Source organism: Pseudomonas sp. TWI923, from assembly GCF_039673365.1.
GTDB lineage: Bacteria > Pseudomonadota > Gammaproteobacteria > Pseudomonadales > Pseudomonadaceae > Aquipseudomonas > Aquipseudomonas sichuanensis.
Map to the genome: position 1 here is coordinate 102,376 of NZ_JBDJLM010000001.1, position 19,834 is coordinate 122,209.

Here is a 19,834-nt window from a genome sequence, read left to right on the forward strand (position 1 = left end):
TTATTGTCTTTGTAATGGGGTGTGCAGCGGTGAATCAGCGGGCCTTGAGGATCTTCTCGGCGATCATCTGGCCAATCGGGATGGCCGAGGTGGCAGCCGGCGACGGGGCATTGCAGACATGCACCATGCGCGGGGTCTCGGCGAACAGGAAGTCATGCACCAGGGTGCCGTCGCGCATCACGGCCTGGGCGCGGATGCCGGCTTCATAGGGCAGCAGGTCTTCGACCTGCAGGGACGGGCAATACTTGCGGCACTGTTCCAGGTAGCCACGCTTGAACAGCGAGTTCTTCATCTCGGCGGTGCCGGAACCGAGGTTGTTCCAGATGGTTTTCCAGAACCCCGGGAAGCGCGCGTACTCCGCGACATCGCGCCAGTTCACCGAGAACTTTTGGTAGTTCTCCCGGCCAAAGCCCAGCACCGCGTTGGGGCCGACGGTGACGCTGCCATCGATCATTCGCGTCAGGTGCACCCCCAGGAACGGCAGCTCCGGGTCGGGGATCGGGTAGATAAGATGGTTGACGATCTGGTTCTTGCTCGCCGGCAAGCGGTAGTACTCGCCGCGGAAGGGGATGATCTGGTGCTCGATCTTCACCCCGGCCAGGCGTGCCAGGCGGTCGGACTGCAGGCCGGCGCAGGCCACCAGTTGGCGGGCGTGCCAGGTATTGCCGTCGCTGCTGATGCTGACGTGCTCGGCATGCTCCTGGATCGCGCGCACCGGGGTGGACAGGTGCAGCTCGCCACCGGCCTGGCGAATCACCTTGGCCATGGCATTGCACACCTGCTTGTAATCGACGATGCCGGTGGCGTCGAGGAACAGCGCACCTTTGCCGACGATATTCGGCTCACGCTGGCGCAGCTCGGCGGCGTCCAGGCGTTCGACCTTCAAACCGTTCTGTTGCGAACGCTCGTAGAGCGCCTGCATGCGCTGCATTTCCAGGTCGTTGGAGGCTACCAGCAGCTTGCCGCAGACTTCGAAGGCGATGCCGTGCTCGCGGCAAAAGTCTTTGGTGGCCTGGGCGCCGCGTTTGCACAGGTCAGCCTTGAGACTACCGGGTGCGTAGTAGATGCCTGCGTGGATCACGCCACTGTTGTGGCCTGTCTGGTGACGGCCGAGGCTGGCTTCCTTTTCCAGGACCAGCAGTGAGGCCCCTGGGCGCTGTTGCAGCAGGGCCATGGCGGTAGCGAGGCCGACGATGCCGCCGCCGATGATGCAGTAGTCGTAAGTCATGCAGGATTACCTTGGTGTTCTTGTCGGTGGATCTGCTTATCAGGTTGTCAGACTAAGTAATGCGCGAGAAAACCTCGCGGGAATGCGATGAGGTTCTCCGGGTTCAGTCGAGGGTGGGTAGGTCGAGTTTCAGGCGCTTGGCCGAAGCCCGCAGGTGTGCTTCGGCACAAGCGGCGGCGGCTTGGCGGTCGCCAGCGTAGATGGCTTGGTACAGTGCCCGGTGCTCACTCAGGGCATCGGCCGAGCCGCCTACCGAGTGTGCGGCGGAGTTTTCCCAGGCGGTGCGACGTGCGGCGGCCAGCTGGCCCCCGAGAAAATCATGGAAGGCCACGAAGTAGTCATTCTTGCTGGCCTCGGCGATAGCGCGATGGAAGGCCACGTCGGCGGCAGAGGCGGTGGCGAAATCGCTGCGCTGGTCTTCCATGGTGCCCAGGGCGAAGGCCATGCGGTTCAGGTCATCGGCATCACGGCGGCGCGCGGCGATGGCGGCGGCCTGGGTTTCTATCCACAGGCGCATCTCGAACATCTGCACCAGGTCCGGTTTGCGCCCTTGGCTGTCGGGGAAGCGGAATACCGTGCCGTGCGGCGTCTGCGAGATATACGAGCCGAGCCCGCGGCGGGCGATCAGCACGCCATCGGCCTTGAGCTGTGCCACGGCCTCACGTACCACCGAGCGGCTGACGTTCAGCTGTTCAGCCAGTTGCTGTTCGGTGGGCAGGCGCGATTCGGCGGCCAGGCGGCCGGCATCGATCTCGCCGCGGATGGCGCTGACGACCCGTTCGACCAGGGTGTCGGGGCGCTGGAGTTCTAGCATGGAGGAGGAGCCAATTGATCAGGTTGTCAGACAATGCCCGTTCCGAGGGTTCCCTGTCAACGGAGGCGCTGCTGGCAAAGTCGCCTGTTGCAACCTCTTCGCGGGTAAACCCGCTCCCACAGGCTTACTGCAAGCCCCGAGGGCGGCACTGCACCTGTGGGAGCGGGTTTACCCGCGAAGAGGCCGGCGAACCACCTTCACAGTTCGTTGTTGAATGTCCCGGTACCTTCAAGGATGTTGCGCAATGTCAGCGCCACTTCCTCCATATCACTGCCTTGCGAAGTCAGGATGATCTCCAGCGCTTCATCGCCCTTGAGCGCATCGCGGTCCCCCGCAGCCACCTCGATCAGCAAGCGTTCGGCACTCAGCGTCACCTTCAGCCCGTCCAGGGTCGACGGCTCGTCATCCAGGGTCAGGTCGACCGTGTCCTCGTCCGGGTAACGGGTCAGCAGGAACATCTGGCCCTTGTCGCTGTGGCAGCACAGGGTCGCCATGTTGTCTTCCTCGTCGTCACAAGGGGTGGCGAAGAGCAGGGCGGTTTTCAATTGCATGGGCGGCTCGGGTCGGTAGTCAAAGGCGCAAGCTTCAGCTTCAAGGTTCGGCAGGTCAAGCGCGGCGGCGCAAATCTCGGATTTTGCTGATTGCGGCGCGAAGCTTGCAGCCCGAGGCTTGCTGCCGGTCATTGACCGAATATGTCGCAGCGCTGCAAGCCGGAGTGACCGTTCAGTCGTTAAGCTCCCCAGTCGATGGGTTCCCGTAAAGGCACAGCCACCGGGCAGTCGCTTTTGCAGGTACCCAACGCTTCCGTCTTGCCACGGGTTGGCTATGGTTGATCCGTACAAGGCGCACGCACGCGACGCTTCACCTATAAAAGCCCAAGCGGAGTACCACAGATGGCGTTCTTCACCGCAGCCAGCAAAGCCGACTTCCAGCATCAACTGCAAGCGGCCCTGGCGCAGCACATCAGCGAACAGTCCCTGCCACAAGTTGCACTGTTCGCCGACCAGTTCTTCGGCATCATCTCTCTGGACGAACTCACTCAGCGGCGGCTTTCCGACCTCGCCGGCTGCACGCTTTCCGCCTGGCGCATCATCGAGCGCTTCGACCCCGAACACCCGCAGGTGCGGGTCTACAACCCTGATTACGAACGCCACGGCTGGCAATCCACCCACACCGTGGTCGAGGTGCTGCACCACGACCTGCCGTTCCTGGTCGACTCGGTGCGTACCGAACTCAACCGCCGCGGCTACAGCATCCACACCCTGCAGACCACCGTGCTCAGCGCACGCCGAGGCAGCAAGGGCGAACTGGTCGAGCTGCTGCCCAAGGGCACCCAGGGCGAGGGCGTCAGCCACGAATCGCTGATGTACCTGGAGATCGACCGCTGCTCCAACAGCGCCGAGCTCACGACCTTGACCAAGGAGCTGGAGCAGGTGCTGGCCGAAGTGCGCGGCGTGGTCGCCGACTTCGAGCCGATGAAGGCCAAGATCCATGAACTGCTGGCACTGGTCGAACAGAACGCCTTTGGCCCGGAGCAGAACGACAAGGCAGAGGTGAAGAGCTTCCTGTCGTGGCTGCTGGACAACCATTTCACCTTCCTCGGCTATGAAGAGTTCACCGTCCAGGCCGATGCCGACGGTGGCCATCTGGTCTACGACGATGCCTCCTTCCTCGGCCTGACCCGCCTGCTGCGCGCCGGCCTGGGTGCCGACGACCTGCGCATCGAGGACTACGCCGTCGCCTACCTGCGCGAGCCGCGCCTGCTGTCGTTCGCCAAGGCCTCCCAGCCAAGCCGCGTGCACCGCCCGGCCTACCCGGACTACGTGTCGATCCGCCAGATCGACGCAGACGGCAATGTGCTCAAGGAATGCCGCTTCATGGGCCTGTACACCTCGTCGGTGTACGGCGAGAGCGTGCATACCATCCCTTACATTCGCGGCAAGGTGGCCGAAGTCGAGCGCCGCTCGCACTTCGATCCCAAGGCCCACCTGGGCAAGGAGCTGGCGCAGGTACTCGAAGTGCTGCCGCGCGACGACCTGTTCCAGACCCCGGTCGACGAGCTGTTCAGCACCGCCATGTCGATCGTGCAGATCCAGGAGCGCAACAAGATCCGCGTGTTCCTGCGCAAGGACCCGTACGGCCGCTTCTGCTACTGCCTGGCCTACGTGCCCCGCGAGATCTACTCCACCGAAGTTCGGCAGAAGATCCAGCAGGTGCTGATGGAGCGCCTGAAGGCCACCGACTGCGAATTCTGGACCTTCTTCTCCGAATCGGTTCTGGCCCGCGTGCAGTTGATCCTGCGCGTCGACCCGAAGAACCGCATCGATATCGACCTGCAGCAGCTGGAAAACGAAGTGATCCAGGCTTGCCGCTCGTGGCATGACGATTACTCGGCGCTGGTGGTGGAAAACTTCGGCGAAGCCCAGGGCACCAACATCCTCGATGAGTTCCCGAAAGGCTTCCCGGCCGGCTACCGCGAGCGCTTCGCCGCCCATTCGGCGGTGGTCGACATGCAGCACGTGCTGAACCTGTCGGAACAAAAACCGCTGGCCATGAGCTTCTACCAGCCGCTCACGCAACTCGGCGAACGCACGCTGCACTGCAAGCTGTACCACGCCGATACGCCGCTGGCGCTGTCGGACGTGCTGCCGATCCTGGAAAACCTCGGCCTGCGCGTGCTTGGCGAGTTCCCTTACCGCCTGCGCCATGCCAGCGGCCGTGAGTTCTGGATTCACGACTTCGCCTTCACCTACAGCGAAGGCCTGAACCTGGATATCCAGCAGCTCAACGACACCTTCCAGGACGCCTTCGTCCACATCGTCAAGGGCGACGCCGAGAACGACGCCTTCAACCGCCTGGTGCTGACCGCCGGCCTGCCGTGGCGCGACGTGGCACTGCTGCGCGCCTATGCCCGCTACCTGAAGCAGATCCGCCTGGGCTTCGACCTGGGTTACATCGCCAGCACCCTGAACAACCACACCGACATCGCCCGCGAGTTGACCCGGTTGTTCAAGACCCGTTTCTACCTGGCGCGCAAGCTCACCCAGGAAGACCTCGACGACAAGCAGCTGCGCCTGGAGCAGGCGATCCTCACCGCCCTGGACGACGTGCAGGTGCTCAACGAGGACCGCATCCTGCGGCGCTACCTGGACCTGATCAAGGCCACCCTGCGCACCAACTTCTACCAGCCGGACGCCAACGGCCAGAACAAGTCGTACTTCAGCTTCAAGTTCAACCCCAAGCTGATCCCCGAGCTGCCCAAGCCGGTACCGAAATTCGAGATCTTCGTCTATTCGCCGCGAGTCGAGGGCGTGCACCTGCGCTTCGGCAACGTTGCTCGTGGCGGCCTGCGCTGGTCGGACCGCGAAGAAGACTTCCGCACTGAAGTACTGGGCCTGGTCAAGGCCCAGCAGGTGAAGAACTCGGTGATCGTGCCAGTGGGCGCCAAGGGCGGCTTCCTGCCGCGCCGCCTGCCGCTGGGCGGCAGCCGTGACGAGATCGCCGCCGAGGGCGTGGCGTGCTACCGCATCTTCATCTCCGGCCTGCTCGACATCACCGACAACCTCAAGGACGGTGGCGTGGTGCCGCCTGCGAACGTGGTGCGTCACGATGACGACGACCCGTACCTGGTGGTCGCCGCGGACAAAGGCACCGCGACCTTCTCCGACATCGCCAACGGCATCGCCATCGACTACGGCTTCTGGCTGGGCGATGCGTTCGCCTCGGGCGGCTCGGCCGGCTATGACCACAAGAAGATGGGCATCACTGCCCGTGGCGCGTGGGTGGGCGTGCAGCGCCACTTCCGCGAGCGCGGCATCAACGTGCAGGAAGACCCGATCACCGTGGTGGGTGTGGGCGACATGGCCGGTGACGTGTTCGGCAACGGCCTGCTGATGTCGGAAAAACTGCAGCTGGTGGCCGCGTTCAACCACCTGCACATCTTCATCGACCCGAACCCGGACCCGGCCACTAGCTTCGTCGAGCGCAAGCGCCTGTTCGACCTGCCGCGCTCGGCCTGGAGCGACTACGACACCAGCATCATGTCCGAAGGCGGCGGGATCTTCCCGCGCAGTGCCAAGAGCATCGCCATCAGCCCGCAGATGAAGGAACGCTTCGCCATCGAAGCCGACCGCCTGACCCCGACCGAGCTGTTGCACGCCCTGCTGCAGGCGCCGGTCGACCTGCTGTGGAACGGTGGTATCGGCACCTACGTCAAGGCCAGCAGCGAAAGCCACGCCGATGTCGGCGACAAGGCCAACGATGCCCTGCGCGTCAACGGCAACGAGCTGCGCTGCAAGGTGGTGGGCGAGGGCGGCAACCTGGGCATGACCCAACTGGGCCGTGTCGAGTTCGGCCTCAATGGCGGCGCCACCAACACCGACTTCATCGACAACGCCGGTGGTGTGGACTGCTCCGACCACGAGGTCAACATCAAGATCCTGCTCAACGAAGTGGTGCAGGCCGGCGACATGACCGAGAAGCAGCGTAACCAGCTGCTGGGTAGCATGACCGACGAAGTGGCCGGGCTGGTGCTGGGCAACAACTACAAGCAGACGCAAGCGCTGTCGCTGGCCGCGCGCCGCGCCCGCGAGCGGATTGCCGAGTACAAGCGCCTGATGGCCGACCTCGAGGCCCGTGGCAAGCTGGATCGCGCCATCGAGTTCCTGCCCAGTGAAGAGCAACTGGCCGAACGCCTGGCCGCAGGCCAGGGCCTGACCCGCGCCGAGCTGTCGGTGCTGATCTCGTACAGCAAGATCGACCTCAAGGAGCAACTGCTCAAGTCGCTGGTGCCGGACGATGACTACCTCACCCGCGACATGGAGACCGCCTTCCCGCCGTCGCTGGTGACCAAGTACGCCGACTCCATGCGCGGCCACCGCCTGAAACGCGAGATCGTCAGCACCCAGATCGCCAACGACCTGGTCAACAACATGGGCATCACCTTCGTGCAGCGCCTGAAGGAGTCCACCGGCATGAGCCCGGCCAACGTGGCCGGCGCCTATGTGATCGTGCGCGACATCTTCCACCTGCCGCACTGGTTCCGTCAGATCGAGGCCCTCGACTACCAGGTCCCGGCCGAGATCCAACTGACCCTGATGGACGAGCTGATGCGCCTGGGTCGCCGCGCTACCCGCTGGTTCCTGCGTAGCCGGCGCAACGAGCAGGACGCTGGCCGTGACGTCGCCCACTTCGGGCCGAAGATCGCCCAGCTTGGGCTCAAGCTCGACGAACTGCTCGAAGGCCCGACCCGCGAGCGTTGGATGGTCCGCTACCAGGGCTTCGTCGAAGCCGGTGTGCCGGAGCTGCTGGCGCGTATGGTTGCCGGCACCACGCACCTGTACACCCTGCTGCCGATCATCGAAGCGTCCGACGTGACCGGGCATGATCCTGCGCAGGTGGCCAAGGCGTTCTTTGCCGTGGGCAGCTCGCTGGACCTGACCTGGTACCTGCAGGAAATCAGCAACCTGCCGGTGGAAAACAACTGGCAGGCCCTGGCCCGCGAAGCGTTCCGCGATGACATCGACCTGCAGCAGCGGGCAATCACCATCTCGGTATTGCAGATGGCCGATGCGCCGGACGACATGGACGCCCGCGTGGCCCTGTGGTGCGAGCAGCACCGGGTGATGGTGGAGCGCTGGCGCGCCATGCTCGACGACCTGCGCAACGCTACTGGTACCGACTATGCGATGTACGCGGTGGCCAACCGCGAGCTGGTCGACCTGGCGATGAGCGGGCAGGCGGCGGTGATTCCGTCCTGAGCCTTGCGTTGAGGTAGTTGAGGTAAAAGAAAGCCCCGGCAGTGATGTCGGGGCTTTTCTTTACGCCTTGTGTTGAAAGTGTTGGCCTCTTCGCGGGTAAACCCGCTCCCACAGGGGCCTCGCTGGTTTTGAATGTGCTGTGCCTGTGGGAGCGGGTTTACCCGCGAAGCAGGCGACGCTGGCCTTACTTGAACCGCCGTTCCACGCCTTTTTCCACCAGGATTTTCGCCGAAATCTCTTCCACCGAAAAATGCGTGGAGTTGATGTTGGGAATGTTCTCCCGGCGGAACAGGCTTTCCACCTCGCGCACCTCGAACTCGCACTGGGCGAAGCTCGAATAGCGGCTGTTGGGTTTGCGTTCGTGGCGGATGGCGGTCAGGCGGTCGGGGTCGATGGTCAGGCCGAACAGCTTGTTGTGGTGCTTCTTCAGCACCGCCGGCAGCTGCAGGCGCTCCATGTCGTCCTCGGTCAACGGGTAGTTGGCGGCGCGAATACCGAACTGCATGGCCATGTACAGGCAGGTCGGGGTCTTGCCGCAGCGTGACACGCCCACCAGGATCAGGTCGGCCTTGTCGTAGTAATGGGTCCGCGCGCCGTCGTCGTTGTCGAGGGCGAAGTTGACCGCCTCGATACGCTCCATGTAGTTGGAATTGCCGCCGATCGAGTGGGATTTGCCCACGGAATACGACGAATGGGCGGTCAATTCCTGCTCTAGTGGGGATAAAAACGTCGAAAAGATGTCGATCATGAAGCCATTGGACGTGGCCATGACTTCGCGGATGTCCTGGTTGACGATGGTGTCGAAGATGATCGGGCGCACCCCGTCACGCTCGGCCGCCGCGTTGATTTGCTGGACCATGGCCCGGGCCTTGTCCAGCGTATCGATGTAGGGGCGGGTGAATTTATTGAACGGAATGCTCTCGAATTGTGCGAGCAGGCTCTGCCCCAACGTTTCTGCAGTGATGCCGGTACCGTCGGAGATGAAAAACGCGGTTCGTTTCATTTGCACCTGGGGCCTTAAGCTGCCGAAGATTTCTGGATATGATAGGTTCGGTTTGCCGAACGCGGTTGCTCGGCATTCTCACTTATTTTCCAGGTCCAGGCCACAAGCGTCCCGGCCCAGTCGCAGAGCAGACAGGCGGGCGCCCTTGAGCTTTTCCAATACAGTTAGTGGAGAGATCACCTTGGTAGAGTACGTAGTTTCCCTCGATAAGCTCGGCGTCCATGATGTGGAGCATGTGGGGGGCAAGAACGCATCCCTGGGCGAGATGATCAGCAATCTTGCCGGTGCCGGCGTTTCGGTGCCGGGCGGCTTTGCCACTACGGCTCAGGCGTACCGCGACTTTCTCGAACAGAGTGGCCTGAACGACCGTATCCACGCCGCGCTCGACGCGCTGGACGTCGATGACATCAATGCCCTGACCAAGACCGGCGCACAAATCCGCCAGTGGGTCATGGAAGCCGAGTTCCCGGCACGCCTCGATTCGGAAATCCGTACGGCCTTCGCCGAAATGGCCGCCGGCAACGACAACATGGCGGTCGCCGTGCGTTCCTCGGCCACCGCCGAAGACCTGCCGGACGCCTCGTTCGCCGGCCAGCAGGAAACCTTCCTCAACATCCGTGGCGTCGACAACGTGATCCGCGCGGCCAAGGAAGTCTTCGCCTCGCTGTTCAACGACCGTGCCATCGCCTACCGCGTGCACCAGGGCTTCGACCACAAGCTGGTCGCCCTGTCCGCCGGCGTGCAGCGCATGGTCCGCTCCGAAACCGGCACCGCCGGCGTGATGTTCACCCTCGACACTGAGTCGGGCTTCCGTGACGTGGTGTTCATCACCGGCGCCTACGGCCTGGGTGAAACCGTCGTGCAGGGTGCGGTCAACCCGGACGAATTCTACGTACACAAGAACACCTTGCAGGCGGGTCGCCCGGCGATCCTGCGCCGCAACCTGGGCAGCAAGGCGATCAAGATGGTCTACGGCGACGAAGCCAAGGCCGGCCGTTCGGTCAAGACCGTCGAAGTCGACCGCGCCGAACGCGCACGCTTCTGCCTGAGCGACGCCGAAGTGGCCGAGCTGGCCAAGCAGGCGATGATCATCGAGCAGCACTACCAGCGCCCGATGGACATCGAGTGGGCCAAGGACGGTGACGACGGCAAGCTGTACATCGTTCAGGCCCGCCCTGAGACCGTGAAGAGCCGTGCCAGCGCCAACGTCATGGAACGTTACCTGCTCAAGGAGAAAGGCACCGTGCTGGTCGAAGGCCGTGCCATCGGCCAGCGCATCGGCGCCGGCAAGGTGCGCGTGATCAAGGACGTGTCGGAAATGGACAAGGTCCAGCCCGGCGACGTGCTGGTCTCGGACATGACCGACCCGGATTGGGAGCCGGTGATGAAGCGCGCCAGCGCCATCGTCACCAACCGCGGCGGGCGTACCTGCCACGCGGCGATCATCGCGCGTGAACTGGGTATCCCGGCTGTGGTCGGTTGCGGCAATGCCACCCAGGTGCTCAAAGATGGCCAGGGCGTGACCGTGTCCTGCGCCGAAGGCGACACCGGCTTCATCTTCGAAGGCGAGCTGGGCTTCGACGTCAAGCAGAACTCGGTGGACGCCATGCCGGAGCTGCCGTTCAAGATCATGATGAACGTGGGCAACCCGGACCGCGCGTTCGACTTCGCCCAGCTGCCCAACGAAGGTGTGGGCCTGGCGCGCCTGGAGTTCATCATCAACCGCATGATCGGCGTGCACCCCAAGGCGCTGCTGAACTACGCGGGCCTGCCGCCGGAGCTCAAAGAGAGCGTCGACAAGCGCATCGCCGGCTACAGCGACCCGGTCGGTTTCTATGTCGAGAAGCTGGTCGAGGGCATCAGCACCCTGGCCGCAGCCTTCTACCCGAAAAAGGTCATCGTGCGCCTGTCGGACTTCAAGTCCAACGAATACGCCAACCTGATCGGCGGCAAGCTGTACGAGCCGGAAGAAGAAAACCCGATGCTGGGCTTCCGCGGCGCCTCGCGCTACATCAGCGAGTCGTTCCGTGACTGCTTCGAGCTCGAGTGCCGCGCCCTCAAGCGCGTGCGCAACGAGATGGGCCTGACCAACGTCGAGATCATGGTGCCGTTCGTGCGCACCCTGGGCGAAGCCAGCCAGGTCGTCGACCTGCTCGCCGAAAACGGCCTGGCCCGTGGCGACAACGGCCTGCGCGTGATCATGATGTGCGAGCTGCCGTCCAACGCCATCCTGGCCGAGGAGTTCCTCGAGTACTTCGACGGCTTCTCGATCGGTTCCAACGACCTGACCCAGCTCACCCTGGGCCTGGACCGCGACTCGGGGATCATCGCCCACCTGTTCGACGAGCGTAACCCTGCGGTCAAGAAACTGCTGGCCAACGCCATCGCCGCGTGCAACAAGGCTGGCAAGTACATCGGCATTTGCGGCCAAGGCCCATCGGACCACCCGGACCTGGCCAAGTGGCTGATGGAGCAGGGCATCGAGAGCGTGTCGCTGAACCCGGACTCGGTGCTCGAGACCTGGTTCTTCCTGGCCGAAGGCCAGGGCGCAGCCTGATGTGATCGACGAGGGCGCATGACGCCCTCGTGTTTATGCGTGGGAGCGGGCTTGCCCCGCGATGGCGTCAGCCAGGACACCTCTGTAGCCTGTCCCGACGCCATCGCGGGGCAAGCCCGCTCCCACGTTGTCGTCTTTTATCTGTTCGTGAAGCCATGCAAAGCAGCAGCACCCAATTTCCCGTCGCGTTGCTCAGTGCCGAGCGCCGCGGCGACCTCAGCGAAGACGTCTACCGGATCAAGGCCGGCAATAGTCCCGATTCGAGCGTCGAGCTGGCCGTCACGCGTCTGGGCCTGGCCGACCAGGGCCCTGCTCAAGGCGTACCGGTCATTCTCCTGCACGGCAGTTTTTCCAATCGGCGCTTCTGGTACTCACCCAAGGGCATCGGCCTGGGTGCCTACCTCGCCCGTGCCGGTTTCGATGTATGGATCCCGGAGATGCGCGGCCATGGCCTGTCGCCACGCAACCGCGCCTGGCAGCACAACCGTGTGGCCGACTATGCCCGCTATGACCTGCCGGTGATTGGTGCTTTTGTCCAGGAGCAGGCCGGGCAGGCGCCGCACTGGCTCGGCCACTCCCTGGGCGGCACCACCCTGGCCGCTGCGCTGGGCGGTGGCTACCTGGCCAGTGCGCAGGTGGCCAGCGCGGCCTTCTTCGGCGCCCAGGTCAGCCGCGTGTACTGGCCGCTCAAGGTGCCGCCGGTGGCGTGGGGCGCGAAGCTGCTGCTCAAGCGCTTTGACCAGATCAGCGGTTCGCGGCTCAAGCGTGGCCCGGAAGACGAACCGATTGGCCTGGCGCTTGAAAGCCTGCGCTGGAATGGCCTGTTCGGCCGGTTCGGCGACAAGGACCGCGATTGGTGGGCGGGGCTGGCCGAGGTCGATGTGCCGGTATTGGCCGTGGCCGGGGCAGGGGATTTCCAGGACCCGGTGTGGGCTTGCCGCAAGCTGTTCGATCAGTTGGGCGGTGACAACAAGCAGTTCCTGCGCCTGGGGCAGGAGCAGGGCTTCGATGCCTTCGGGCACGTCGACATGCTGGTCAGCAAGGCGGCGCAGGCCCAGGTGTGGCCGTTGGTGGAGCGCTGGCTGAGGGATCCGCAGGTGCCGGTGCATGCCTCGACGGTGGTGATGGAGCCGGTGCCTGCCAGTTGATTCTGCGTTGCCCTCTTCGCGGGTAAACCCTCTCCATCAGTATTTCACACCTCTCTTTTGGGAGCGGTTTTACCCGCGAAGAGGCCGGAGCAGGCAAAAGTAAATTGACTGCTCGGTCCCGGATGACTGCCGTACCTTGCAAGGTGTAGCCTTGATCCCACTTTCGCTTTCGTTGTGACTGACAGGAGTTTCCCATGCAGCATTACGTAACGCCCGACCTGTGCGACGCCTACCCAGATCTCGTCCAGGTGCTAGAACCCATGTTCAGCAACTTCGGTGGCCGCGACTCGTTCGGCGGCCAGATCGTCACCATCAAGTGCTTCGAGGACAACTCGCTGGTCAAGGAGCAGGTCGAACTCGACGGCAAGGGCAAGGTGCTGGTGGTCGATGGCGGTGGTTCGCTGCGCCGTGCGCTGCTGGGCGACATGCTCGCCGAAAAAGCGGCGAAGAGCGGCTGGGAAGGCCTGGTGATCTACGGCTGTGTGCGCGACGTCGACGTGCTGGTGCAGACCGATGTGGGTGTGCAGGCCCTGGCCAGCCATCCTATGAAAACCGACAAACGCGGTATTGGCGACCTCAACGTCGCGGTGACCTTTGCCGGGGTGACCTTCCGCCCGGGCGAGTATGTGTACGCCGACAACAATGGCGTAATCGTCTCGCCAAGCCCGCTGAAGATGCCCGAGTGACGCGCGGCGCGCGCTGATGGAGCTTTGATGTTCGAGGAAGACAACGCGCAGTGGGGGCTGGTGCATGCCCTGGTGCTCGATGGCAAAGGCGGCGCGCGTTCGATAGCCCGTACCGAGCTGGACGATTTGCAGTTGCAGCCGCTGGAGAGCCTGTGGCTGCATTGGGATCGTAGCCATCCGCAGACCCGCACTTGGCTGCTGCACGACAGTGGCCTGAGCGAGTTCGCCTGCGACCTGCTGCTGGAAGAGAACACCCGCCCGCGCCTGCTGCAGCTGGCCAACGAGCAGATGCTGCTGTTCTTGCGCGGGGTCAACCTCAACCCGGGTGCCGAGCCTGAGGACATGGTTTCTGTGCGCATTTTCGCCGAAGCGCGGCGGGTCATCTCGCTGCGCCTGCGGCCGCTGCGCGCCAGCGACGAGGTGCTTCAGCAGTTGGACGAGGGCAGGGGGCCGAAATCGGCGTCCGAGCTGTTGCTGCTGATGGGCGAGTTGCTCACCGAGAAGGTCCAGGCGCTGGTCAGCGACCTGTCCGAGGCGGTCGATCTCGAAGAAGAGAAGGTGGAAGCCGACGAACGGTATGCGCCTGAGCAAGGCAGCCTGCAGCAGATCCGTCGACGCGCCGCCGGCCTGCGCCGTTTCCTTGCACCGCAGCGGGATATCTACGCGCAGTTGTCGCGTAACAAGTGCAGCTGGTTCGCCGACCCCGACAGCGACTACTGGAACGAGCTCAACAACAGCCTGATCCGTTATCTCGAAGAGCTGGAACTGGCCCGCGAGCGCGCTGCCCTGGTGCTGGAAAGCGAAGATCGGCGCCGCAGCGAGCGGATGAACCGGACCATGTACCGCTTCGGCATCATTACCTGCATCTTCCTGCCCATGAGCTTCGTCACCGGTTTGCTGGGCATCAATGTCGGCGGCATACCGGGCTCGAACAGCCCTTATGGTTTCCTGTTCGCCAGCCTGATCGTGCTGGGCCTGGCGGTGGGGCAGTGGCTGTTGTTCCGCAAGCTGCGGTGGGTCTAGATGGCGTGCGGCCTGTTCTGTTCTCATCCTGAAACATTCGTCCCACATCCCTGTGTGACCCATCGCTCGCAGCTCTCGTCTTTGACTGACACTGCGCGAGGTGCCCATGCACGATCCGTTTGAAGAATCCCTGCGCGACCTGCTCAAGGCGTCACCCTCCGGCCAGGAGCGCGACGACGCCGCCTGCCTGGGTCGCGTGCTCAAGACTGCCAACCGCCAGGTCGGCGTGGGCGATCTGTTCAGCCTGCTGGGCCGCTGGAGCCAGGCACTGATGATCGCTGTCAACAATGGCTCGGCGCATGTCGCGCCAGTGCGTCGCAATGCCACCCGCAACCCTGCCTCCGGCAGAAACGTAGATAAGGCCGATTGAATATGGAACTCGATCTCTGGACCCAGAGTCTGGTCACCGCCATGACTGCCCTTTGGACCAAGGTGGCGAACTTCATCCCCAACCTGTTCGGGGCGCTGGTGGTAGTGCTGCTTGGTTTCGTCGTGGCGAAGCTGCTCGACACACTGCTGTCCAAGCTGCTGGCCAAGCTTGGCCTGGATCGCTTGATGAGCGGTACCGGGCTGACCAAGATCCTTGCCCGGGCGGGGATCCAGGTGCCGATTTCGACGCTGGTCGGCAAGATCGTCTACTGGTTCGTGCTGTTGATTTTCCTGGTCTCTGCCGCGGAATCCCTGGGCCTGGAGCGGGTCTCGGCAACGTTGGACATGCTCGCCCTGTACCTGCCGAAGGTGTTTGGTGCGGCGCTGGTGCTGCTGGCCGGCGTGCTGCTGGCACAACTGGTCAACGGCCTGGTGCGCGGGGCTGCCGAAGGCATTGGCCTGGAGTACGCCGCCGGTGTCGGGCGGATTGCCCAGGGCCTGGTGATCATCATCAGCATCTCGGTGGCGATCAGCCAGTTGGAGGTCAAGACCGACCTGCTGAACCATGTGATCGTCATCGGTTTGATAACCGTTGGTCTGGCAATTGCGTTGGCAATGGGCCTCGGCAGCCGTGAAATCGCCGGGCAGATTCTTGCTGGAATCTACGTGCGCGAACTCTATCAGGTCGGCCAGCAGGTGCGGATTGGAGAGGTCGAAGGGCATATCGAAGAGATCGGCACGGTCAAGACCACGCTGCTGACCGATGATGGCGAACTGGTGTCGCTGTCGAATCGCGAGTTGCTCGAGCAGCGCGTAAATAGCCGCTAACCGCACAAAAGCTGTTAATGTATGCCGCCGCGAAAATCGGCCCTTGGGGCTGAGCGGCGACATTGACCCGACTGTCGGCCAGATCCGCATTGAATAAAGTTCATTTGCCGCCCATGCGCTATGACCCCCGGGAGCTCACCGACGAGGAGTTGGTGGCGCGTTCGCATGAGGAGCTGTTTCACGTTACCCGCGCCTATGAGGAGCTCATGAGGCGCTACCAGCGCACGCTGTTCAATGTGTGTGCGCGGTATCTGGGGAACGACCGGGATGCTGACGATGTCTGTCAGGAGGTGATGCTCAAGGTGTTGTACGGGCTGAAGAACTTCGAGGGTAAATCCAAGTTCAAGACCTGGCTCTACAGCATCACCTACAACGAATGCATCACTCAGTACCGCAAGGAGCGCCGCAAGCGCAGGTTGATGGATGCCTTGAGCCTGGACCCTGTCGAAGAGGCGTCCGAGGACAAGGCTCCGAAACCGGAAGAGAAAGGCGGGCTGGATAAATGGCTGGTGCATGTGAACCCGATCGACCGAGAAATCCTGGTGCTGCGATTTGTCGCAGAGCTGGAATTCCAGGAGATCGCCGACATCATGCACATGGGCCTGAGCGCCACGAAAATGCGCTACAAGCGTGCGCTCGACAAGCTTAGAGAGAAATTTGCTGGGCTCACTGAAACTTAGTGGCGTTCAAATATCTCTAACCAACCGGCGAGTTCTGCTAGACTTGCCGTCGAGTTGTCCCCCGGATGTTGGTGGGACTGCTTAACTATCACCAGATGGGGATTTAACGGATGAAATTGAAAAACACCTTGGGCTTGGCCATTGGTTCGCTTGTAGCCGCCACTTCGTTTGGCGCTCTGGCACAAGGTCAAGGCGCCGTTGAGGTTGAAGGCTTCTACAAGAAAGAATTCTTCGACAGCCAGCGCGACTTCAAGAACGACGGCAACCTGTTCGGCGGTTCGGTTGGTTACTTCCTGACCGACGACGTAGAACTGCGTCTGGGCTACGACGAAGTCCACAACGCTCGTGGCGAAGACGGCAAGAACATCAAGGGCTCGAACACCGCCCTGGACGCTCTGTACCACTTCAACAACCCGTACGACGCCATCCGTCCATACGTTTCGGCCGGTTTCTCCCACCAGTCGCTCGGCCAGACCGGCCGTGGTGGTCGTAACCAGTCCACCTTCGCCAACGTTGGCGCTGGCGCCAAGTGGTACATCACTGACATGTTCTACGCCCGTGCCGGCGTTGAAGCTCAGTACAACATCGACCAGGGCGACACCGAGTGGGCCCCGAGCGTTGGTATCGGCCTGAACTTCGGCGGTAGCCCGAAGCACGCCGAAGCCGCTCCAGCTCCAGTTGCTGAAGTCTGCTCCGACAGCGACAACGACGGCGTTTGCGACAACGTCGACAAGTGCCCTGACACCCCAGCCAACGTTACCGTTGACGCTGATGGCTGCCCGGCTGTTGCCGAAGTCGTTCGCGTTGAGCTGGACGTCAAGTTCGACTTCGACAAGTCGGTCGTCAAGCCTAACAGCTACGGCGACATCAAGAACCTGGCTGACTTCATGAAGCAGTACCCACAGACCACCACCACCGTGGAAGGTCACACTGACTCCGTCGGCCCAGACGCTTACAACCAGAAGCTGTCCGAGCGTCGTGCTGGCGCTGTCAAGCAGGTCCTGACCCAGCAGTACGGCATCGAATCGAGCCGTGTTGACTCGGTTGGCTACGGTGAGACCCGTCCGGTCGCCGACAACGCCACCGAAGCTGGCCGCGCCGTTAACCGTCGCGTAGAAGCTCAGGTAGAAGCCCAGGCCAAGTAATTGGTTTGAAGCTTCACGAAAAACCCGGCCTCGGCCGGGTTTTTCTTTGCCTGGGATTTATGTTCCTGCTAAGTGCAACCTTTGTAGGAGCGGCCTTGTGCCGCTAAAGGGCCGCAGAGCGGCCCCGGCAATTGATGCATCACGTTGAGATCCTGGGGCCGCTCTGCGGCCCTTTCGCGGCACAAGGCCGCTCCTACAACCTCACCGATCACCAGAATTGCCGGGCTGCGCAAGCCAAAGGCCAATGCGTCCTCCTCCAGCGCCGACAGGTGGCTACGGCACTCGCGCTGCTGCGGCAATGACGCATTCTCGATCATCGCCACCGGCGTGCCGGGCGCCATCCCGCCTTGCAGCAGGCCACGACGAATCTGCTCCAGCCGCGCCACGCCCATATACAGCACCAGGGTCGTGCCGCCCTGGGCCAGTGCTTGCCAGTTCAGTTCGCTGTCGTCCTGGGTGTGCGCGGTCAACAGCGTCACGCCACGGCTGACGCCGCGCAGCGTCAGCGGAATGTCGCATTGGGTGGCCCCGGCCAGCCCGGCGGTGATGCCGTTGACCACCTCCACTTCGATGCCGTGGCCGCGCAGCCACAGCGCTTCTTCGCCGGCGCGGCCGAAGATGCACGGGTCGCCGCCCTTGAGTCGCACCACGCAGCGCCCCTGGCGGGCATGGCGCAGCATCAGGCGCTGGATGAAGGCCTGTGGGGTGGAGCGGCAACCGCCGCGCTTGCCCACGGCAATCACCCGGGCCTGCGGGCAGTGCGCCAATATGGCCGGGTTGACCAGGTCGTCGATCATCACCACCTGGGCCTGGCCCAGCGCGCGCACAGCCTTGAGGGTGAGCAGTTCGGGGTCGCCAGGGCCGGCGCCAACCAACCAGACTTTCGCATTCATCGGGTGTTCCTCATCGACAGGTGCCATTCAACCCTTGAGCAGGGCGAACAGCAGGATCAGGTTTAACAGCAGGGACAGCAGTGCCAGGCTGCGCCAGACCTTCAGTGGCTCACGCTCCAACAGCGGGCGCGGGCGGTCGGGCAGCACCTGGCGGTCGCCGCGTTCGAGCAGCAACAACCATTGCTCGGCGGTCTCGAAGCGTTGCGCAGGGTCAGCGGCCAGCCCCTGCTCCAGGTTGCGTTGCAACCAATCGGGCAGGTCGGGGCGGTAGCGGCCGGGGTTGACCGGTACGGTGAAGCGCGGGCGTTGGAATGCCTCGACTTCGCCATAGGGGTAGTGGCCCGTCAGCAGGTAGTAGAGCGTCACGCCCACGGCGTAGAGGTCCTGGCGCGGGCTCGGCGGTTGGCCATCGAACGCCTCTGGGGCGATGTAGGACGGAGTGCCAGGCAGGCTGTGCGGCTGGTCCTCGCAAAGGCCCGGGCAGTACGCCAGGCCGAAGTCCAGCAGGCGTAGCTGGCCGTCACTGCCCAGGTGCAGGTTCTCAGGCTTGATATCGCGGTGCAGCAGGTTGCGCCGGTGCAGCACACCGACGGCCTGCAGCAACTGGCGCGCCATCTCCAGCCATTGGGGCAGGGGCAGCGGGCCGTGCTCTGCGAGTACTGCGGCCAGTGTGGTGCCTGGGTATTCGCGCATCAGGTAATACAGATGCTGGCGCTGGCCCGCCGGGTGCACCTCGGGGAAGTGGCGGCCGGCGACCCGTCGCAGGAACCATTCCTCCAGCAGCAGGGCCTGGGCGGCCCCCGCTTCATGATCACGGGTTTGCGGCAGGGTCTTGAGCAGCCAGGCCTGGCCAAGTGCGTCATGTACTCGGTACAGCAATGATTGCCGACTCTGTGCCAGCACCCCCTCGACCCGCCAACCATCGATCATCTGCCCGTCACGCAACGGGCCGGGCAAGGGCCACTGCTGCAATTGCGCCAGGGTGTCGCCAAGATTGGCGGCACCCAGCTCGTCGATACTGATCAGCAGTGCGCTGGCATTGTCCTGGCTGCCGCTGTGGTGGGCGGTGGCCACCAGGGTGTCGACGGCGTCCTGCAGGTCGGGGTGTTCGCGCAGGATGGCCTGGATCCGCTGGTCGCCCAGGCTGGCCCAGACACCATCGCTGAGCAGCAGGAAGCGTTCGCCGTGGTGCAACTCGCCGTCCAGATAGTCGACCAGCAGGTGCTGGTCCAGCCCCAATGCGCGCTTGAGTACGTGCTGCATGCCGGGCTGGTCCCAGACATGGTCCTCGCTCAGGCAGTGCAACTGGCCGTCGTGCCAGCGGTAGACGCGGCAGTCGCCGACGTGGGCGAGGGTGAAGCGTCGCCCGCGCAGTACCAGGGCGCTGAGCGTGGTCAGCAGCGGCTGGCCGTTGCCCTGGGCGCGCAGCCAGCGGTTCTGGGCCAGCAACAGCCGGTCCAGGGCCTGGGCCACGCCCCAGGTGGCAGGCGTGGCGTAGTAATCCAGGGCCAGGGCCTGCAGGCTGGCGCGTGCCGCCAGGCCGCCGTCGGCGCACTGGCTGACACCGTCGGCGAGGGCGAACAGATAGCCTTTGCTGGCGGCCAGTTCCGGTGCCGGCGTGACCAGGCGCAAAGCGTCCTGGTTCTCTGCGCGGGGCCCGGTGGCCGAGGCCTGGGCGAAGCTCAGTTGCAGGTTCATGGC

General features: G+C 63.5%; 15 protein-coding genes. 9 read left to right on the forward strand and 6 right to left on the reverse strand.

Annotated features, from left to right (window positions below; translation table 11 throughout):
* Nucleotides 1-34: 34 nt before the first annotated feature.
* From lhgO to ABE459_RS00500, 3 genes are all read right to left on the reverse strand, one after another.
* A complete protein-coding gene (gene lhgO, locus ABE459_RS00490; RefSeq protein WP_323828326.1) occupies nt 35-1,228 on the reverse strand; it encodes an L-2-hydroxyglutarate oxidase in 1,194 nt (397 codons plus the stop codon).
* A gap of 103 nt (nt 1,229-1,331) precedes the next feature.
* Nucleotides 1,332-2,042 carry an FCD domain-containing protein gene (locus tag ABE459_RS00495; RefSeq protein ID WP_323828324.1) on the reverse strand — a complete coding sequence of 237 codons (711 nt, stop codon included), beginning with the start codon at nt 2,040-2,042 and terminating at the stop codon, nt 1,332-1,334.
* A 197-nt stretch (nt 2,043-2,239) separates the two neighbouring features.
* Nucleotides 2,240-2,593, reverse strand: coding sequence for a hypothetical protein (locus ABE459_RS00500; RefSeq protein ID WP_125464960.1), 354 nt, complete (start codon nt 2,591-2,593; stop codon nt 2,240-2,242).
* Nucleotides 2,594-2,935: 342 nt separating this feature from the next.
* On the opposite strand from ABE459_RS00500, the gene ABE459_RS00505 reads away from it, so the two are divergent.
* Nucleotides 2,936-7,801, forward strand: coding sequence for an NAD-glutamate dehydrogenase (locus ABE459_RS00505; protein ID WP_125464959.1), 4,866 nt, complete (start codon nt 2,936-2,938; stop codon nt 7,799-7,801).
* Nucleotides 7,802-7,985: 184 nt separating this feature from the next.
* Here the strand turns inward: ABE459_RS00505 and ABE459_RS00510 are convergent, their stop codons facing one another.
* Nucleotides 7,986-8,804, reverse strand: coding sequence for a pyruvate, water dikinase regulatory protein (locus ABE459_RS00510; RefSeq protein WP_110991838.1), 819 nt, complete (start codon nt 8,802-8,804; stop codon nt 7,986-7,988).
* A 181-nt stretch (nt 8,805-8,985) separates the two neighbouring features.
* Between ABE459_RS00510 and ppsA the strand changes: the two genes are divergently transcribed.
* The 8 genes from ppsA to ABE459_RS00550 all read left to right on the forward strand — a co-directional run bounded on the left by ppsA (nt 8,986) and on the right by ABE459_RS00550 (nt 17,240).
* Entirely contained in the window at nt 8,986-11,361 is a 2,376-nt protein-coding gene (ppsA, locus tag ABE459_RS00515) for a phosphoenolpyruvate synthase (RefSeq protein WP_110991837.1), read from the forward strand.
* A 155-nt stretch (nt 11,362-11,516) separates the two neighbouring features.
* Nucleotides 11,517-12,509 (forward strand): alpha/beta fold hydrolase, encoded by a 993-nt coding sequence (locus ABE459_RS00520; RefSeq protein ID WP_323828322.1) that lies wholly within the window; start codon nt 11,517-11,519, stop codon nt 12,507-12,509.
* 194 nt (nt 12,510-12,703) lie between these two features.
* Entirely contained in the window at nt 12,704-13,195 is a 492-nt protein-coding gene (gene rraA / locus ABE459_RS00525; RefSeq protein ID WP_125464957.1) for a ribonuclease E activity regulator RraA, read from the forward strand.
* A 27-nt stretch (nt 13,196-13,222) separates the two neighbouring features.
* Nucleotides 13,223-14,218 (forward strand): zinc transporter ZntB, encoded by a 996-nt coding sequence (locus ABE459_RS00530; RefSeq protein ID WP_125859508.1) that lies wholly within the window; start codon nt 13,223-13,225, stop codon nt 14,216-14,218.
* Nucleotides 14,219-14,324: 106 nt separating this feature from the next.
* Nucleotides 14,325-14,588, forward strand: a complete 264-nt coding sequence (locus ABE459_RS00535) for a CrfX protein (protein WP_110991833.1) — start codon at nt 14,325-14,327, stop codon at nt 14,586-14,588.
* Between the two features lie 2 nt (nt 14,589-14,590).
* Nucleotides 14,591-15,415, forward strand: coding sequence for a mechanosensitive ion channel domain-containing protein (locus ABE459_RS00540; protein WP_110991832.1), 825 nt, complete (start codon nt 14,591-14,593; stop codon nt 15,413-15,415).
* A 113-nt stretch (nt 15,416-15,528) separates the two neighbouring features.
* Nucleotides 15,529-16,095: an RNA polymerase sigma factor SigX gene (sigX, locus tag ABE459_RS00545; RefSeq protein ID WP_110991831.1), complete on the forward strand. Its 567-nt coding sequence runs from the start codon at nt 15,529-15,531 to the stop codon at nt 16,093-16,095.
* A 110-nt stretch (nt 16,096-16,205) separates the two neighbouring features.
* Nucleotides 16,206-17,240: an OmpA family protein gene (locus tag ABE459_RS00550; protein ID WP_110991830.1), complete on the forward strand. Its 1,035-nt coding sequence runs from the start codon at nt 16,206-16,208 to the stop codon at nt 17,238-17,240.
* A 68-nt stretch (nt 17,241-17,308) separates the two neighbouring features.
* Here ABE459_RS00550 and cobA read toward each other — a convergent pair whose 3' ends face one another.
* On the reverse strand, nt 17,309-18,133 hold the full coding sequence (cobA, locus tag ABE459_RS00555; RefSeq protein WP_346647847.1) for a uroporphyrinogen-III C-methyltransferase: 825 nt from the start codon (nt 18,131-18,133) through the stop codon (nt 17,309-17,311).
* Nucleotides 18,134-18,160: 27 nt separating this feature from the next.
* On the reverse strand, nt 18,161-19,831 hold the full coding sequence (locus ABE459_RS00560) for a bifunctional protein-serine/threonine kinase/phosphatase (RefSeq protein ID WP_323828318.1): 1,671 nt from the start codon (nt 19,829-19,831) through the stop codon (nt 18,161-18,163).
* Nucleotides 19,832-19,834 lie beyond the last annotated feature (3 nt).

Bases quoted from the DNA above. Each gene is read 5' to 3' on its own strand.
- lhgO (WP_323828326.1), bottom strand. From the start codon at position 1,228: ATGACTTACGACTACTGCATCATCGGCGGCGGCATCGTCGGCCTCGCT.
- ABE459_RS00495 (WP_323828324.1), bottom strand. From the start codon at position 2,042: ATGCTAGAACTCCAGCGCCCCGACACCCTGGTCGAACGGGTCGTCAGC.
- ABE459_RS00500 (WP_125464960.1), bottom strand. From the start codon at position 2,593: ATGCAATTGAAAACCGCCCTGCTCTTCGCCACCCCTTGTGACGACGAG.
- ABE459_RS00505 (WP_125464959.1), top strand. From the start codon at position 2,936: ATGGCGTTCTTCACCGCAGCCAGCAAAGCCGACTTCCAGCATCAACTG.
- ABE459_RS00510 (WP_110991838.1), bottom strand. From the start codon at position 8,804: ATGAAACGAACCGCGTTTTTCATCTCCGACGGTACCGGCATCACTGCA.
- ABE459_RS00520 (WP_323828322.1), top strand. From the start codon at position 11,517: ATGCAAAGCAGCAGCACCCAATTTCCCGTCGCGTTGCTCAGTGCCGAG.
- rraA (WP_125464957.1), top strand. From the start codon at position 12,704: ATGCAGCATTACGTAACGCCCGACCTGTGCGACGCCTACCCAGATCTC.
- ABE459_RS00530 (WP_125859508.1), top strand. From the start codon at position 13,223: ATGTTCGAGGAAGACAACGCGCAGTGGGGGCTGGTGCATGCCCTGGTG.
- ABE459_RS00535 (WP_110991833.1), top strand. From the start codon at position 14,325: ATGCACGATCCGTTTGAAGAATCCCTGCGCGACCTGCTCAAGGCGTCA.
- ABE459_RS00540 (WP_110991832.1), top strand. From the start codon at position 14,591: ATGGAACTCGATCTCTGGACCCAGAGTCTGGTCACCGCCATGACTGCC.
- sigX (WP_110991831.1), top strand. From the start codon at position 15,529: ATGCGCTATGACCCCCGGGAGCTCACCGACGAGGAGTTGGTGGCGCGT.
- ABE459_RS00550 (WP_110991830.1), top strand. From the start codon at position 16,206: ATGAAATTGAAAAACACCTTGGGCTTGGCCATTGGTTCGCTTGTAGCC.
- cobA (WP_346647847.1), bottom strand. From the start codon at position 18,133: ATGAATGCGAAAGTCTGGTTGGTTGGCGCCGGCCCTGGCGACCCCGAA.
- ABE459_RS00560 (WP_323828318.1), bottom strand. From the start codon at position 19,831: ATGAACCTGCAACTGAGCTTCGCCCAGGCCTCGGCCACCGGGCCCCGC.